The organism is Nonomuraea muscovyensis (genome assembly GCF_014207745.1).
Taxonomy (GTDB): Bacteria; Actinomycetota; Actinomycetes; order Streptosporangiales; family Streptosporangiaceae; genus Nonomuraea; species Nonomuraea muscovyensis.
Genome location: NZ_JACHJB010000002.1, coordinates 50,264 through 66,604, shown reverse-complemented (window position 1 = coordinate 66,604; position 16,341 = coordinate 50,264). Strand labels below are relative to the sequence as shown.

The following is a 16,341-nucleotide window of genomic DNA, read 5'->3' as shown; positions in this document are numbered from 1 at the left end:
CTCGCAACGTGGCGCGCGGGGGACGGACGACCGGCGGCGCAGCGGCTAGCTTGGCCCTCATGGACATCCGCCCTCCCTTAGCGTGGCGGCCGGTGGCCGCCGTCTCGGGCGCGCTCGTCGCGCTGCTGCTGCTCACCTCCGGAGGTTACGGCCACCACCGTGACGAGCTGTACTTCCGGGCGCTGTCGGAGCATCCCGCGTGGGGGTACGTGGACCAGCCGCCGCTCACGCCGCTGCTGGCGGGCCTGTCGCGGGCGGTGTTCGGCGACACTCTCACGGGGCTGCGGGTGCTTCCCGCGCTGGCGGCGGGGCTCCTGGTCGTGCTGGTGGCGCTGGTCGCGCGGGAGCTGGGGGGCCGCGGCGCGGCACAGACGCTGGCGGCGTTCGGGACGGCCGGCGGGGTGTACACGCTGATCGGCGGCCACACGTTGCTGACGGTGAGCTTCGATCTGCCGTTCTGGCTGGCGGCGATCCTGTTCACGGTGCGGGCGCTGCTGCGCGAGCAGCCGCGGTGGTGGCTCGCGGTGGGGGCCGTCGCCGGGCTCGCGACCTACAACAAGCTCCTGATCGCGCTGCTGTTCGCCGCGCTGGCCGCGGGGCTGCTGGCCGTGGGGCCGCGCCGGGTCCTGGCGAGTCCGTGGCTGTGGGCCGGCGCGCTGGTCGCGGCGGTGCTGGCCGCGCCCAACCTGCTCTACCAGGTGACGAACGACTGGCCACAGCTCGCGATGGCCGAGGCGCTCAGCGCCGACGAGGGCGACGAGATGCGGGTGCTGTTCGTGCCGATGCAGGTGCTGCTGTACGGCCCGGTCGTGGCGGTGATCGGCGCGTTCGGCTGGTGGCGGCTGTGGCGGGACCGCCGGCTGCGCGCGGCGGCCGTGGCCTACCCGGTGGCCGCCGTGGCGACGCTGGTGAGCGGCGGCCGGTTCGACTACACGGGCGGGCTGATCCTGCTGCTGTTCGCGGCGGGCTGCGTGGCCGCCGAGGCGGCCGGCGCCGACCGGCCGCGCTCGGCGGGCATCGCGCTGGGCTGCAACGCCGTGGGCGGGGTGCTGCTGGCGCTGCCGCTGGTCCCGCTGACCGTGCTGGGGTCCACGCCCATCCCGGCGATCAACGAGGTGGCGCGGGAGTCGGTCGGCTGGCCGCAGTTCACCGCGGCCGTGCGGGGCGTGCTGGACACGCTGCCGCCCGAGGAGCGCGCCCGCGCGATCGTGCTGACCGGCTCGTACGGCGAGCACGGCGAGCTGGTCAGGGCCGGCGTCCCGCGCGTCTACAGCGGCCACAACCAGCTCCACGCCTACGGCCCGCCCCCCGAGACGGGCACGGTGGCGGTCACCGTGAACATCGGCCGGCGCGGCATGGACCTCCAGTACGCCACCTGCGAGGAGCGGGCCAGGATCGACAACGGGGTGGGGATAGACAACGAGTTGCAGGGCATGACCGTCCACCTGTGCCGGGGGCTCAAGCAGCCGTGGAGCACCGCCTGGCCCCGTTACCGGCACCTGAGCTGACCGTCAGCAGGGCACCTCGGTGAAGGTGAGGTACCCGGTGCGGCGGCCCCAGGTCTGGACGGTGCCGTCGCAGTCCTCGCGCTTGCCGCCGACGGCGGTGGTGTGGGCGGAGTCGGAGTAGTAGGTGGTGTCGCAGAAGTGGTCGATCTTGCAGGCCCGGGCCTGGGCGGGAGCGCTCGCCACGGTGACGGTGGCGAGCGTGAGCGCGGCGCTCAGCGTGGTGGCGAGGAGCGTGCGGCGCAGCATGGCGGTCCTTCCGTCGGAAAGGGGGAACGATCGGATCATCGGTCCGCGCCGCCCGGAACTCAAGGGGCGGCTACCGCGTGCCCGGCGTCATCTGTTACTGGTAGGTAATGCGACGTGTCCGGCTGCAGCGTGACCTTCCGGTGCCGATGCCCGACGGTGTGACCCTCCTGGCCGACCACTACGCGCCCGTGGGGGTGGCCAGGTCGCCGGTCATCCTCATCCGCTCCCCGTACGGCAGGCGCGGTCTGTTCGGCCTCCTGTACGGGCGGGGGTTCGCCCGCCACGGGTTCCAGGTGGTGATCCAGAGCTGCCGGGGCGGGTTCGGGTCCGGGGGGACGGCGGACCCGCTGGCCGACGAGCGCGACGACGGGCTCGCCACCGTGTCGTGGCTGCGCGGGCGGCCCTGGTACGGCGGGTCGTTCGGCATGTTCGGCCCCTCCTACCTGGGCTACACGCAGTGGGCCGTCGCCGCCGAGGCCGGGCCGGAGCTGAAGGCGATGGCCACGCAGATCACCGCGTCGCAGTTCAGGGACGCCGCCTACGTGGGGGGCGCGTTCGCGCTGGAGTCGGCGCTGAGCTGGACCACGCTGACCGACCACATGTCCCGCCGCTTCGGCTCGACCGCGGCGCTGACCGCACCGCGGCTGACCCGGCGGGCCGTGCTGTCGGGCCTGTCGGGGCGGCCGGTGGGTGAGCTGGACCTGGTGTCGGCGGGCCGCCCGCTGCGCTTCTACCGCGACCTGCTGGCCCACCACGCCGACCCGGCGGCGCCGTACTGGGCCAGGCGCGACTTCTCGCCCCGGGTGGCCGAGGTGGAGGCGGCCGTCACGATGCTGGGCGGCTGGTACGACGTGTTCCTGCCGTGGCAGCTCGAGGACTACCGGGCGATGCGGGCGGCGGGGCGGCGGCCGTACCTGACGATCGGGCCGTGGTACCACGTGGACGCCCGGCACGGCCGGCCGTCGCTGGCCGAGGGGCTGGCCTGGTTCCGGGCCCACCTGCTGGGCGACGTCTCGGCGCTGCGGCCCTCGCCCGTGCGGCTGTACGTGACGGGGGCCGAGGAGTGGCGCGACCACCCCGACTGGCCGGTGCCCGGCATGCGGCCGCGCCGCTGGCACCTGCAGCCGGGTTTCGCCCTGGGCGAGGAGGCGCCGCGGGAGTCGCCGCCGGACCGCTTCCGCTACCACCCCGATCATCCGACGCCGGTCATCGGCGGGCCGGTGCTGCTCGCCGACTCCCGGCCGCGCGACCAGCGGCGCCTGGAGGCGCGGCGCGACGTGCTCGTCTACACCACGCCGCCGCTGCGCTCGGACGTGGAGATGATCGGTCCCGTCTCCGCCGAGATCTTCGTGCGGTCCAGCACGCCGTACGTGGACGTGGTCGTGCGGGTGTGCGACGTGCACCCCGGCGGCCGGTCGTACGCCCTGAGCCAGGGAGTGCGGCGGCTGGGGCCGGGCACCCCCGGTGAGGTGCGCCGGGCGACGGTGGACCTGTGGCCGATCGGGCACCGGTTCCGGCGCGGCCACCGCGTCCGGGTGCACGTGGCCGCGGGCGCCTACCCGACGATCGCCCGCAACCCCGGGACCGGCGGTCCGCTGGCGCGGGAGGACCCGTGCGGCCCGATGACACCCTGTGACGTCGAGGTGTTCCACTCCCCCGCTCATCCGTCCGCGGTGGTGATGCCGCTGTGCGCGCATCACGGCTGATGTCGCTGCTCCTGCTGCTGCAGAACCGCGGCGGGATGACGGCGGCCGAGCTGGCCAGTGAGCTGGAGGTGTCGGAGCGGACGGTGCACCGCGACGTGCTCGCCCTGTCGGAGTCGGGCATCCCCGTCTACGCCGACCGGGGGCGGCGCGGCGGCTACCGGTTGCTCGACGGCTACCGGACGCGGCTGACCGGCCTGGACCGGGCCGAGGCGCAGGCGCTGTTCCTGTCCGGCGTGCCGGGGGCGCTGCGCGAGATGGGGTTGCAGGAGGTGGCGGCGACGGCCCGGCTGAAGGCGGCGGCCGCGCTCTCCCCGGGCGTGCGTGACGCGCCCGCGACCGCGGCGCAGCGCTTCCACCTGGACGCGCCGGGCTGGTTCGCCCCCGGCGACCCGCCGCCGCCCGCGCTCGCGCCGCTGGCCCGCGCCGTGTGGAGCGACCGCGTGGTGACCGCCTCGTACAAGGAGCGGGAGCGGACGCTGGAGCCGTACGGGCTGGTGTTGAAGGCGGGCGCCTGGTACCTCGCCGCCCGCGCCCGCTCGCGGTTCCTCATCTTCCGGGTGGACAGGTTCGCCGGCGTGCGCCAGGAGGAGGCGACGTTCGACCGCGACCCCGGCTTCGACCTGGCGGCCTTCTGGGCCGAGCACGCGGCGGCGTTCAGCCGCTCGCTGCTGCGCACCACGGTGACGCTGCGGCTGAGCGAGCGGGGCGTGCGGATGCTGCGCCACGTCGCCGACCCGGCCGCGATGGAGGACGCGCTCGCCTCGCTGCGGCCCGACGGCACCGTGGAGCTGGCCGTGGAGTCGATCGAGGTGGCCTACAGCCAGGTGCTGCGGTTCGGCCCGGAGGCGGAGGTGCTGGACCCGCCCGAGCTGCGCGCCCTGGTGGCCGGCGCCGCCGCCCGCATGGCCGAAATGTACGGACGATGACCGTTCGGCGCGGCGGAACTACCGCTCGGCGATCTGGACGTGGGGTTTGATACCACCCTAAAGATAATCTCCCCGTCGTTGACGACGCGTCAGGAGCCGGTCACCGGCCGGCTCCTGGTCTGTTTACGGAGGGTCGAATGTCTACCCCGGACCCCGGGCGGCCGCGCACCGACCGCAGCCCATGGAACTGGCTGCTGGTCGTGCCCATCGCACTGCCCCTGCTGACGTTCCTTTACAACTCCGACGAGCCCCGCCTGCTGGGCTTCCCGACGTTCTACTGGTTGCAGCTCGCCTTCATCGTCGTCGGCGTGGTCTGCACGACGATCGTCTACAGGATGACGCGATGAGCGGGCACATGACCGAGCTGGTCATCTTCACCGTGCTGTTCCTGGTGGTCAGCGGCATGGGCTTCGTGGCGGCCAGGTGGCGGCGGCCCGAGAGCATCGAGAGCCTGCACGAGTGGGGCCTCGGCGGGCGCAACTTCGGTTCGTGGATCACGTGGTTCCTGGTGGGCGGCGACCTCTACACCGCCTACACGTTCGTGGCCGTGCCCGCGCTGGTGTTCGGGGCGGGGGCCATGGGCTTCTTCGCGCTGCCGTACACCGTGGTGGTCTACCCGTTGGTGTTCCTCGTGCTGGCCCGGATGTGGTCGGTCTCGCACGTCCACGGGTTCGTCACCCCGGCTGACTTCGTCCGGGCCCGGTTCGGCTCGCCGACGCTGGCGCTGGCGGTCGCGATCACCGGGCTGGTGGCGACGATGCCGTACATCGCGCTGCAGCTCGTCGGCATCGAGGCGGTGCTCAAGGCGATGGGCATCACCGGGCACCTGCCGATCGTCATCGCGTTCGCCATTCTGGCGGCCTACACCTACCAGTCGGGGCTGCGGGCCCCGGCGCTCATCGCGTTCGTCAAGGACACGCTGATCTACATCGTGATCCTGGCCGCGGTCATCTACATCCCGGCGCGGCTGGGCGGCTTGGACTCGATCTTCGACGCGGCCAAGGCCAAGTTCGACGCGAGCCCGGCCAAGGGTGACGGGCTCCTGCTGACCGGGGCCAACCAGCTGCAGTACATCACGCTGGCCTTCGGCTCGGCGCTGGCCCTGTTCCTGTACCCGCACAGCCTCACCGGCGTGCTGGCGGCGCGCAACCGCGGCGTCATCAAGCGGAACATGGCCGCGCTCCCCGCCTACAGCTTCCTGCTGGGCCTGATCGCGCTGCTCGGGTTCATGGCCATCGCCGCGGGCACCAAGCCGGTCGTCGGGGCCAACGGTAAGCCCGACGCCAACACGATCGTGCCGGTGCTGTTCGACCAGATGTTCCCCGACTGGTTCACCGGCGTCGCGTACGCGGCCGTGGGCATCGGCGCGCTGGTGCCGGCGGCGATCATGTCGATCGCGGCGGCCAACCTGTTCACCCGCAACATCTACCGCGAGTACCTCAACAAGAACGCCACCGACGCCCAGGAGGCGAAGGTTTCCAAGATCGTCTCGCTGGTGGTGAAGGTCGGCGCGGTGCTGTGCATCCTGGTGCTCGACCCGCAGTTCTCGATCGACCTGCAGCTCATCGGCGGCGTGATCATCCTGCAGACACTGCCGTCGGTGGCGCTGGGCCTCTACACCCGCTGGTTCCACAAGGGCGGCCTGCTCGCGGGCTGGGCGCTCGGCCTGGCGGCGGGCATGTGGATGCTCTACCTCGTCCCGAACCCCGCCACCGGCAAGGCGCACTTCGGCGGCTCAGCGTTCGGCCTGTCCAACCTCGGCTTCGACACCACGATGACGATCTACGCGGGCTTCCTCGCGCTGGCCGTCAACCTGGCGGTGGCGGCGCTCGGCACGCTGGTGTTCCGGGCGATGAAGGTGGCCGACGGGCAGGACGCGACGTCGCGCGAGGACTACTTCGCCGACCAGGGCGACCCCAAGGTCAAGGAGCTGGACCTGTCGGCTCCGCACTAGGAACCGGCGGCGCTTCGGGCCGCCCGCCCGCGAACAGGCTTCGCGGGCGGGCGGCCTTGGAGTTGCGGGCCCTGCTCCACCAGCACCCACCGCCGCGAAGCGCGGGTCCTCCGCCACGGTGAGCGGCGCGAACGGCGTCAGGTGCGCGCGTCCTGAGCCCGTGAGCGGCGCGAACGGCGTCAGGTGTGCGCGCCCTGCGCCAGGCGGCCGGCAGCGGCCCGGGAGGCCACCACCAGAGGCCGTCCGGCTTCGAGGTCGCTCACCGTCATGGCCGATGGCACCAGGGGCGGCGGTGCGTCGGGCGTGAAGGTGACCCCGACACCGGCCACGCGCATGCGCAGCCGGGTGACGTACATGACGACACCGCCCGACAGTCGCAACTCCGCGAACCGCTGGCGCACGGTCGTGCCGCGCCGGCGGAACCAGTGCTCGCCGCCGATGATCGCGACCGTGTCCATGGACAGCTTGAGGTGGGGGCGCGGCCCGTACGGGGTGGGCCGGTCGGCGACGCCGTGAAACCGGGCCCCGGTCATGGTCAGCGCGGCGGCGCTGAGCCCCGACTCGCCCTCCGCGCCCCTGGCAGTGGGGTCGGGGGCAGGGGGGCCGACGAGCCGGTGGCGGAGTTGGGCCGGGGTCACGACGGTCGCGGACGGCTCGGGTGGGGCCGGTCCGGGCACTCCCCCGAGCGGCCCTACGGCGGCCTGGCCGTGGAGAAGCAGGGGGAGGGCGGCGCAGAGCGCCGTCAGGCCCCGCCATCTGTCCGCAGACCCTTCGCTGTCGGCGGGTGAAGCACCGTCGCCACCCGGAGGCGGAGTCCCATCAGCAGCACCCACGGCCGGAGCGTCCTCGCGAGCGGTGGGGTGCCAGGCGACGAGGAGGGCGCCTCCGATGACGCCGAGCGCCATCCCGATGCCGAACCCGCCGAAGTTGGACGTGACGAACGACGCCAGCGACAGCCCCGTGGCGACGACGCCGAGGAAGCCCCGCTCCCCGCGGCGCCACCAGCTCAGCGCGCCCGCGGTCACGAGCAGGCCGCCCACGAGATAGCCGGAGACTCCGGCGACCCCCTGGTGGACGATGAGCGGGAGCGCCGCGAGGGGCGCGAGCAGGACGGCGAGCCCGCCGAGCGTCACCCACAGGCCGCCCCAGAACGGCCGGCTGCGGCGCCACCGCCGGAACCGGGCCACGGAACCCCGCCGCGCCAGGCCGGGGCGTGCCGTGCCCCGCCGCGCCAGGCCTGGCCGTGCCGGACCCCTCCATGCCAGGCCGGGGCGTGCCGGGCCCGAGCCCCGCCGTGACCTCGCCATCGCGGTCAGAAACACTCGTGGTCACCCCTCCTGAGGCTCAGCCGGAGCCCGTCGAGCCGGAAGGTGCCCGCGTTGACCGCGTACGCCGTCTGCCGCAGGCCGGTGATCCGGACGGTGCGGGCCTGCTGGCCGACGTCGCCGGGCCGGCCCGTGAGCCCGGCCGGGACGTCGAGGGTGGAGGCGTCGCGGCCGATCTCGATGTCCTCGAACGTGGCGTCGCCGGAGAGCTGCTGAAGGTCGATCACCAGGTCGGTCGCCACCACCGGGCGCTCGCCGTCGCCGGCCTCGACGAGGAACGTGACCTCGCCGGCGGGCGTGGGCATGAGCACCGACTGGCACAGGCCGGTGATCGTGGCCCGGCGGATCACCGACAGCAGGACCGGGTGTCGCGCTCCCCCGGCGGTGTGGGCCACGGCGCCGTGCTGTGCGAACCCCTCCCCCTCCAGCAGGTCGGCGGAGACCTTGAAACGCTGCCCGGAGACCGCGAAGGAGGCGGCGACCCCGCCCTGCCCGGTCACACCCACCAGGACCGCGGCGGCGATCAGCGCGGGCAGCAGGGCGAGCGCGAACCTGTGCCATCTCGTGCCGCCGCACGCGGGCTCGACGGCCGTGTCGGTGGGCATGCGCGCCTCCCTTCGCCGGTAGGTGTGGCGGCCCGGAACCGCCGACGGCGACAGCTCGGAGCCGCCGGCAGGTGACCCCGGAAGGAGGTGGGCCGCGCCAAGTATAGACACTCTTTGCACACGATTGACTACGCAATGCGTCCCCTCGCGGGCCGGGGGCGTCGCCCGCATCGCACCCGCACACCATCCCTAAACGGGAGGCATCATGCTTACCACGGAGAAACACGAACAGTCGCTATCAGGTCACTCCCCGCTGTGATGCCATGAATGCGGCCCGGCCGAGGTGCGGGGCCGCCGAGGGACCCCGAGCGAGAGGCGACCACATGAGCGCAGGCGGTGCGGCGAACGGGCGGGCGTGGCCACGGGAGGCGGTGGCGGTGGTGGGCGTCGGATGCCGCCTGCCCGGCGGCATCGACGACCTGGACGCGCTGTGGCGGGCGCTGCTGCGCGGCGAGGACCTGGTCGGGAACGTTCCACCGGACCGCTTCGAGGCCGACCGGTACGTGGACGAGAGCGCGCCGAGGGCCGACCGGAGCTACACGCGGGCCGGCGGCTTCCTCGACGACGTCGCGGGCTTCGACGCCGCGTACTTCGGGATCTCCCCCAAGGAGGCGGCGGCCATGGACCCGCAGCAGCGGTTGCTGCTGGAGATGGCGGCCGAGGCGTTCGACGACGCGGGCATCGACCCCGCGACGCTGGCCGGGTCGGACACCGGGGTGTTCGTCGGGATCTCCGACCCCTCGTACGGGGTGCTCCAGGGGCTGGAGCCGGGCGCCATGGGGCCGTACACGATGTCCGGCGCGGCGCTGTCGATCGCGGCTAACCGGCTCTCGCACGCCTTCGACCTGCGCGGGCCGAGCATGAGCATCGACACCGCCTGCTCGTCGTCGTTGCAGGCGGTGGAGCGGGCGTGCCGGGCGCTGGCCGAGGAGTCGAGCCGGGTGGTGCTGGCCGGCGGCGTCAACGTGCTGCTCAGCCCCAGTGGGTTCGTCGGTTTCAGCCAGGCCTCGATGCTGTCGCCCACGGGCCGGTGCCGGGCCTTCTCGGCGGACGCCGACGGGTTCGTCCGGGCCGAGGGCGGCGGGGTGGTGGTGCTCAAGCGGCTGGCCGACGCGCTCGCCGACGGCGACCGCGTGCACGGCGTCATCATGGGGGCCGCGGCCAACAACGACGGCCGCACCATGGGGCTGGCCCTGCCGAACAGCGAGGCGCAGGAGGCGCTGCTGCGGCAGGTCTACCGGACGGCCGGGATCGCGCTCGACGAGGTCGCGTACGTGGAGGCGCACGGCACGGGCACCCAGGCGGGCGACCCGGCGGAGTGCCGGGCGCTGGGACGGGTGCTCGGCGGGGCGCGGGCCGGTGGGCCGCTGCCGATCGGGTCGGTCAAGACGAACCTGGGGCACCTGGAGCCGGCCTCCGGCATGCCGGGGCTGTTCAAGGCGCTGCTGGTGCTCAAGCATCGGATGATCCCGGCGTCGTTGCACGCGGAGGTGCCGAACCCGGCGATCGACTTCGACGGGCTCGGGCTGAGCGTGGTGACCCGGGCGCGGCCGCTGGACGAGGCGGGCGGGCGGGCGGTGGTGGGGGTCAACTCGTTCGGGTTCGGTGGCGCGAACGTGCACGTCGCCCTGGCCGCCGCTCCCCCGGTGCTCCCGCCGCCCGCGCCGGTGCCCGACGGCCCGGTGCCCGACGGTGCGGTGCCGTTCGTGGTGTCGGCGCGGAGCCCGGCGGCGCTGGCCGACGCCGTCGAACGGGCCGCCGGGCGGCTCGCCTCGGCCCACCCGCGCGACTTCTACGACCTGGCCTACACCGCGGCCCGGCGGCGTGCCCGACACCGGCACCGCGCCGTGGTCCTGGCAGGCTCGCCGGCGGAGGCGGCCGGCGCGCTGCGGTCCCTGCGCGCCACGGGCGGCGAGGCCGACGGCGCGCACGAGCCGGCGGTCGGCGAGGCGGCGGTCGGCGAGGCGGGGCCGTGCGCCGCGCGCGGCGAGGCCGTGGGGCACGGGCGGGTCGCGCTGGTGTTCTGCGGCAACGGGTCGCAGTGGGCCGGAATGGGCGCCGACCTGCTGGCCGAGCCGGCCTTCCGGCGGGCGGTGGAGGCGGTGAACGCCGAGCTGGCGCCCAGGCTGGGCTGGTCGGTGCTGGAGGAGCTGGCGCTGCCTCCCGGCCGGTGGCGGCTGTCGGCGACCGAGGTCGCGCAGCCGTTGCTGTTCGCCGTGCAGGCCGGGCTGGTGGAGACGCTCAGGGCGGCGGGCGTGCGGCCGGGCGCGGTGGTCGGGCACAGCGTGGGCGAGGTGTCCGCCGCGTACGCCGCCGGAGCGCTCTCCCTGGCGCAGGCGGCACGCGTGATCGCCGAACGCGGGCTGGCGCAGGCGGTCACGCGCGGGCAGGGCGGCATGGCCGCCGTGGGCCTGTCCGAGACGGCGGCCAGGCAGATCCTCGCGGACTACCCGCAGGTCGAGGTGGCCGCCGTGAACTCCGACCGGGACGTGACGGTCGCCGGGCCGCAGGGGTCGCTGAAGTCACTGGGCGAGGACCTGACGGCGCGCGAGGTGTTCTTCCGCGAGCTGGACGTGGACTACCCGTTCCACAGCAGCGCGATGGACCCGATCCGCGAGCGGCTGGGCGAGGCGCTCGCGGAGTTGCGGCCGTCGCCGACACGCATACCGATGATCTCCACGGTGACCGGCGAGGCCGTGACCGGCGACGAACTGGACGCCGGCTACTGGTGGCACAACGCGCGCCGGCCGGTGCGGTTCGCCGCGGCGGTGGAACGGCTGCTCGCGGACGGCTTCGACGTGCTGCTGGAGGTGGGCCCGCACCCGGTCCTGGGCTCCTACCTGCGCCGCGTCTCGGCCGCCGCCCGTGTCCGGACCGCCGTCGTGCCGACGCTGCGGCGCGGCGAACCCGGTCCGGCCCAGGTCCGCTCCGCGGTCGCCGGGCTGCTCGCCGCGGGAGCGGAGATCGACTGGGAACGCCACTTCCCCCGCCCCGGGGTGGTCCGGACGCTGCCCGCCTACCCGTGGCAACGGCAGCGGCACTGGACGGGCGATCCGACGTCCTGGGCGCACACGGTGGGCGACCCGGCGATCACGCATCCTCTGCTCGGCCAGCGGCTCCCGACGCTGGACCCCGCCTGGTTCGGCGAGCTCGACCCGGCACGGGTGCCCTGGGTCACCGACCACCGGGCCGGCGGCGCCGCCGTGATGCCCGCCACCGGCTACGTGGAGATGGCCCTCGCCGCGGGGCGGCAGGCGCTGCCGGAGGCGGCCGAGGCGGTCGAGGTGGACCGGGCCGCCATCAACCGGGCGCTGGTCGTGCCCGGTCCGGGCGTCGAGCAGTTGTGGGTGCAGACCTCGCTGTCCGCCGAGACGGGCGTGGTGACGGTGTCCAGCAGCACGCTGCGCGGCCGGCACGCTCGCGAGCACTTCCGGGCCCGGGTCCGGCCGCTGCTGTGCCCGGCGCCACCGCCGCTGGACGTCGGAGCGCTGCGGGACCGCGTCGCCACACCGGTGGACGTGGCCGACTACTACGCGCGGGCGGCCGAGGGCGGCATGGTGTGGGGTCCGGCGTTCCGGGTGCTGACCGGGCTGTGGACGGGCGAGGGCGAGGTGCTGGGCTCGTACTCCTGCCCGGACCAGCGCGACGGGCGCTACCAGGCGCATCCGGTGGTGCTCGACAGCGCGCTGCAGGCCGGGGTGCTGTGGCTGGTCGACGAGCTGCTGTCGGGCCAGGGGTACATGCCGTCGGCGATCGGCGCGATCCGGTTGTGGCGCACGCCGGACCCGGAGGGGCTGGTGTTCGTCCGGCAACGTTCGCGAACCTCCGACGAGGTGTGCTGGGACATCACGGTCGCCGGCCCGGACGGCCGGGTCGCGGCCGAGATGGAGGGCTGCCGGCTGCGCCGGATGCCGGGCCGGCACGGCACGCCGGTCCGCCGCTATCACATGGAGCTGCGGGCGGCGCCCCGCCCCGGCGAGCCGGCCGCGCCGTGGCCGGCGTCCTCCCCGGCGGAGCTCCTGGCCGGCGCGGGCGAGCGTCTGGCGCGCGTCCGGTCGGCGTGGCGGGAGCTGGGCTATCCGGCGTACGCCGCCCGGTCGGCGAAGACCTTCGCCCACGCGCTGGCGGCCGCGCTCGCGGAGCTGACCGGCCCGGCGGACGGGACCGGACGGAATGGAGAGGCCGGCCCGGCCGGAGGGGATGGGGGCTGGTTCGGCACGGACGAGCTGCCGGGCGCCTGCCGGGAGGGGCGGCTGCGGCGGATGGTCGAGGCGGCGCTGCCGCTGCTCGAACGGCACGGCCTGGTGGAGCGCCGCGGCGAGCGGGAGCTGCGGCTGGCGGTGCCGTCCCCGGCCGACCCGGCCGGTCTGCTGCGCGAGCTGGTCACCGAGGGGGCGTCCTTCGCGGCCCAGACGGCGCTGACGGTGCGGGGCTGCCTGCACCTGCCGGAGCTGCTGCGGTGCGAGCGCGCGGTGTCCGACGTGCTGCACTCGGGGGGCGGTGGCGAGCTCATGGACCAGTTCCATGACATCGGGCCGGTCAGCCTGTGCGGCCACCGGATGGCTCGGGCGCTCGTGGCGCGGATCGTCGAGGAGTGGCCGGCGGACCGGCCGCTGCGGATCCTGGAGGTGGGCGCCGGGACGGGCGGGGCCACCGCCGCGCTGCTGCCGGTCCTGCCCGCCGACCGGGCCCGCTACACGGTCACGGACGCGGACGGGACGGCGCCGGCCCGGCTGCGGCAGCGCTTCTCCGGCTTCGACTTCGTCGAGTACGGCGTCCTCGACCTGGACCCGGCGCACGCGGGGCCGGCGAACGGGAATGCGGGCCCGGCGCACGCGGAATCGGCGGACCTGGAGAGCACGGAGGGCGCGGAGAGCAGGGAGGGCACGGAGGCGGGCCCGGTCGGGACGGGACCGGAGGTGGGTGGGTTCGACCTGGTGGTGGCGGTGGGCTGCCTGCACCGGGCCCGCGATCTGGCCGCCGCGTTGCGCCGCGTGTCACGGCTGCTGGCGCCCGGCGGCAAGCTGCTCGCGGTCGAGCCGCACCGGGTGGAGCCGCTGTTGCCGTTCCTGGGGCTGACGGAGGAGTTCTGGGACGTCGCCGACCGGGAGCTGCGTCCGCTCTCGCCGCTCCTGGCGGCGGACAGGTGGCCGGGGTTGCTGGCCGCGAACGGCTTCACCGAGGTCGTGCGGACCGGGCCGGAGCACGAGGGCGGCGGGGGCGACTTCTCCGTCCTGCTGGCCACGGCCGCCGGGGTTCACGCGGAGCCGCGGCCGGTGCCGGAGTCGGGGTCCGGTGGCGTGTGGATCGTCGCCGGCGAGGACGACGGCGAGCCGCTGGCGGCGGCGGTGGGATCGGCGCTCGCCGCGCGCGGCGGGCGGGTGAGCCGGTCGCCGTTCAGCGACGATCCCGGCGACTGGACCGGCCGGGTGCCCGGCGAGGCGGACGCGGTGACGTTCACGCTCGTCCTCGGCGGGAGGGACACCTCGGGTGACATGGACGACGGCGGAGACGCCGGGCCCGACGCGGAACCGCGGGAGGCGGCCGGGCGGGAGGCGGTGGAGCGGATCACGCGGCGGGCGGCGGTGTTGCGGGCTGTGGCGCTGGCCTGCGAGCAGCTCCCGCAGGACGTCCGCGTCTCGCTGTGGGTGGTGACGCGCCCGTGCGGCGCGCTGCCGGAGCCCGAGGCCGCCGGCGCGCCGCTCCATCCCGAGGACGCGGCCACCTGGGGGACGGCCCGCTCCCTGGGCAACGAGCTGCCCCGGCTCACCGTACGGCGCGTGTGCCTGCACCGCGGTGGTCCCACCACACGCGACGCGGAACGGCTGGTGGCCGAGTTGGTGGAGCCCGGGGAGGAGGACGAGATCCTGCTGACCCGCCGGGGGCGGTTCGTGCCGCGGCTGGTGGAGACCGGGGAGCAGGCCGGGCCCGTGCCCGCGGGCGGCGCCTACCGGCTCGCGGTGTGCGATCCCGGCCTGTCGCACGGCCTGGCTTGGGAGCGGGCGGACGTGCCGGAGCCGGGACCGGGCCAGGCGGTGATCGAGGTTCGGGCGATCGGGCTGAACTACCGCGACGTGATGCGCGCGGTCAACCTGCTGCCCTCCGAGGCGGTCGAGGCGGTCTTCGGCGGGCACGAGCTGGGCCTGGAGTGCGCCGGGACCGTCGCCGCCGTGGGCCCCGGCGTCACGAGGATGCGGCCGGGCGACCGCGTCGCCGCCGCCGGGCCGGTCGGGTTCGGCAGCCACGCGGTGATCGAGGAGTGGGCGGCCATCGCCGTGCCCGCGGAGATGACGTTCGCCGAGGCGGCCACCCTGCCGATGGCGTTCTCGACCGTGTACCACTCACTGCACCACTGCGCGCGCCTCAAGGCGGGCGAGACGGTCCTGGTGCACGGCGGGGCGGGCGGGGTCGGCATGGCCGCGCTCGGCTACGCGCGGCTCGCCGGCGCCCGGGTGATCGCGACGGCCGGGACGGCGGCCAAGCGCGACCTGCTGCGCGTGATGGGGGCCGACCACGTCCTCGACTCGCGCGGCCTGCGCTTCGCCGAGCAGGTCAGGGAGCTGACCGGCGGCCGGGGAGTCGACGTCGTGCTGAACTCCCTGGCGGGCGAGGCGATCACCCGCGGCCTGGAGTGCCTGGGGCACGGCGGCCGGTTCGTGGAGCTCGGCAAGCGCGACATCTTCGACAGCAGGCACCTGACGCTGCGGCCGTTCGGCGACAACATCTCCTTCCACGGGGTGGACATCGGCACGCTGATGTGGCGCGACCCGGGCCTGGTGGCCGACCACATGACGGTCCTGAGCCGCCTCGACCGCCGCGCGGTGCTGCCGCACACGGTCTACCCCGCCGACCGGGTCGCCGACGCCTTCGCCCAGATGCGCCACTCCCGGCACATCGGCAAGATCATCATCTCGCTGGACCCGCGCGACGAGCCCGTCACGGTACGAGCCCGGCCACGAACGCCCCGGCCGGACGCCGGGGGCACGTACCTGGTCACCGGCGGGCTGGGCGGGTTCGGCGCGGCCACGGCACGCCACCTGGCCGGCGCGGGCGCCCGTCACCTGGCGCTGGTCGGGCGCCGCGGCGCGGACACACCGGAGGCGGCCGCGCTGCTCGAGGAGCTGGCGGGCCTGGGCGCCGGGGTCAGCGTCCACGCCGCCGACGCGGGCGACCTCGACGCGATGCGCCGCGTGTTCGCGGAGGCGGCCGCGGCGGGCCGCCCGGTGCGCGGCGTCGTCCACGCGGCCATGCACCTGGACGACGGCCCGCTGGCCGACCTGGACGACGACCGCGTCCGCGCCGTCCTGCACCCGAAGGTCGCCGGCGCGCTGGTCCTGGACGAGCTGTCCCGTGACCTGCCGCTGGAGAGGTTCGTCCTGTACTCCTCGCTCACCACCATCGGCAACATCGGCCAGACCTCGTACGTGGCGGCCAACCTCCACCTGGAGGCGCTCGCCCGCAGGCGTCGCGAGCAGGGCCGTCCCGCGCTCGCGGTGGGGCTGGGCGCGCTCGCCGGCACCGGCGTGCTGAGCCGGGGCACGCAGGCGGAGTCGCTGGCCAGGCTCGGCATCGAGTCGATCACTGCCGGTCAGGCCCTCGCGGCCGTGGACGACATGCTCGCAGAGGGAGCCGGCGTGGCGATGGTGGGGCGGTGCGACTGGGCCCGGCTGCGGCAGGTCCTGCCAGGACTGCGGCGGCCGTGGCTGTCCGCGGTGCTCCCGCCCGGGGCCGAGCAGGGCTCCGGAACGACCGACCTGCCGGCCCTGCTGGCGGCCATGACAGGCGAACAGGCGCACGCCCTCGTCCTGGAACAGATCACCGGCCTGCTGTCCACGGTGCTGCTCGTCCCGGCCGACCAGCTCGACCCCGACCGGCGGCTGGACGAGTACGGGATGGACTCGCTCATGGCGACCGAGCTGCTGCTGTCCCTGCGGCACCGGTTCGGCGTGGACATCCCGCCCATGGAGCTGATCCGCGGCGCGGGGACGGTCGCCGACATCGCCCGGACGGTGCTGCTCCGCCTCGGCCTCCAGACCACCCGTGCGAGCGCCGGATGACCGGGTGCCGCCGG

General features: G+C 75.0%; 9 protein-coding genes. 6 read left to right on the top strand and 3 right to left on the bottom strand.

What is annotated here, in order from left to right:
* Positions 1-59 precede the first annotated feature (59 nt).
* Complete coding sequence (locus FHU36_RS16685) at positions 60-1,508, top strand: glycosyltransferase family 39 protein (RefSeq protein WP_185084914.1); 1,449 nt, start codon at positions 60-62, stop codon at positions 1,506-1,508.
* A gap of 3 nt (positions 1,509-1,511) precedes the next feature.
* Here the strand turns inward: FHU36_RS16685 and FHU36_RS16680 are convergent, their stop codons facing one another.
* A complete protein-coding gene (locus FHU36_RS16680; protein ID WP_221496390.1) occupies positions 1,512-1,754 on the bottom strand; it encodes a DUF6289 family protein in 243 nt (80 codons plus the stop codon).
* 107 nt (positions 1,755-1,861) lie between these two features.
* Here FHU36_RS16680 and FHU36_RS16675 point away from each other — a divergent pair, with 107 nt between their 5' ends.
* The 4 genes from FHU36_RS16675 to mctP all read left to right on the top strand — a co-directional run bounded on the left by FHU36_RS16675 (position 1,862) and on the right by mctP (position 6,340).
* Complete coding sequence (locus FHU36_RS16675) at positions 1,862-3,460, top strand: CocE/NonD family hydrolase (RefSeq protein ID WP_185084913.1); 1,599 nt, start codon at positions 1,862-1,864, stop codon at positions 3,458-3,460.
* Entirely contained in the window at positions 3,442-4,386 is a 945-nt protein-coding gene (locus FHU36_RS16670) for a helix-turn-helix transcriptional regulator (protein WP_185084912.1), read from the top strand. The genes FHU36_RS16675 and FHU36_RS16670 overlap by 19 nt, the downstream gene beginning before the upstream one ends.
* A 137-nt stretch (positions 4,387-4,523) precedes the next feature.
* Positions 4,524-4,733 carry a DUF3311 domain-containing protein gene (locus tag FHU36_RS16665; RefSeq protein WP_185084911.1) on the top strand — a complete coding sequence of 70 codons (210 nt, stop codon included), beginning with the start codon at positions 4,524-4,526 and terminating at the stop codon, positions 4,731-4,733.
* Positions 4,730-6,340, top strand: coding sequence for a monocarboxylate uptake permease MctP (gene mctP, locus FHU36_RS16660; protein ID WP_185084910.1), 1,611 nt, complete (start codon positions 4,730-4,732; stop codon positions 6,338-6,340). Before FHU36_RS16665 ends, mctP begins: the two co-directional genes overlap by 4 nt.
* Before the next feature lie 179 nt (positions 6,341-6,519).
* Here mctP and FHU36_RS16655 read toward each other — a convergent pair whose 3' ends face one another.
* Entirely contained in the window at positions 6,520-7,527 is a 1,008-nt protein-coding gene (locus FHU36_RS16655; protein WP_185084909.1) for a DUF6114 domain-containing protein, read from the bottom strand.
* 125 nt (positions 7,528-7,652) lie between these two features.
* Positions 7,653-8,270 (bottom strand): DUF6230 family protein, encoded by a 618-nt coding sequence (locus FHU36_RS16650; protein WP_185084908.1) that lies wholly within the window; start codon positions 8,268-8,270, stop codon positions 7,653-7,655.
* Positions 8,271-8,593: 323 nt separating this feature from the next.
* Between FHU36_RS16650 and FHU36_RS16645 the strand changes: the two genes are divergently transcribed.
* A complete protein-coding gene (locus tag FHU36_RS16645) occupies positions 8,594-16,327 on the top strand; it encodes a type I polyketide synthase (RefSeq protein WP_185084907.1) in 7,734 nt (2,577 codons plus the stop codon).
* Positions 16,328-16,341 lie beyond the last annotated feature (14 nt).

What these genes read in the sequence shown, in the direction of transcription:
- FHU36_RS16685 (WP_185084914.1), top strand. Translation starts at nt 60, where the DNA reads ATGGACATCCGCCCTCCCTTAGCGTGGCGGCCGGTGGCCGCCGTCTCG.
- FHU36_RS16680 (WP_221496390.1), bottom strand. Translation starts at nt 1,754, where the DNA reads ATGCTGCGCCGCACGCTCCTCGCCACCACGCTGAGCGCCGCGCTCACG.
- FHU36_RS16675 (WP_185084913.1), top strand. Translation starts at nt 1,862, where the DNA reads ATGCGACGTGTCCGGCTGCAGCGTGACCTTCCGGTGCCGATGCCCGAC.
- FHU36_RS16665 (WP_185084911.1), top strand. Translation starts at nt 4,524, where the DNA reads ATGTCTACCCCGGACCCCGGGCGGCCGCGCACCGACCGCAGCCCATGG.
- mctP (WP_185084910.1), top strand. Translation starts at nt 4,730, where the DNA reads ATGAGCGGGCACATGACCGAGCTGGTCATCTTCACCGTGCTGTTCCTG.
- FHU36_RS16650 (WP_185084908.1), bottom strand. Translation starts at nt 8,270, where the DNA reads ATGCCCACCGACACGGCCGTCGAGCCCGCGTGCGGCGGCACGAGATGG.
- FHU36_RS16645 (WP_185084907.1), top strand. Translation starts at nt 8,594, where the DNA reads ATGAGCGCAGGCGGTGCGGCGAACGGGCGGGCGTGGCCACGGGAGGCG.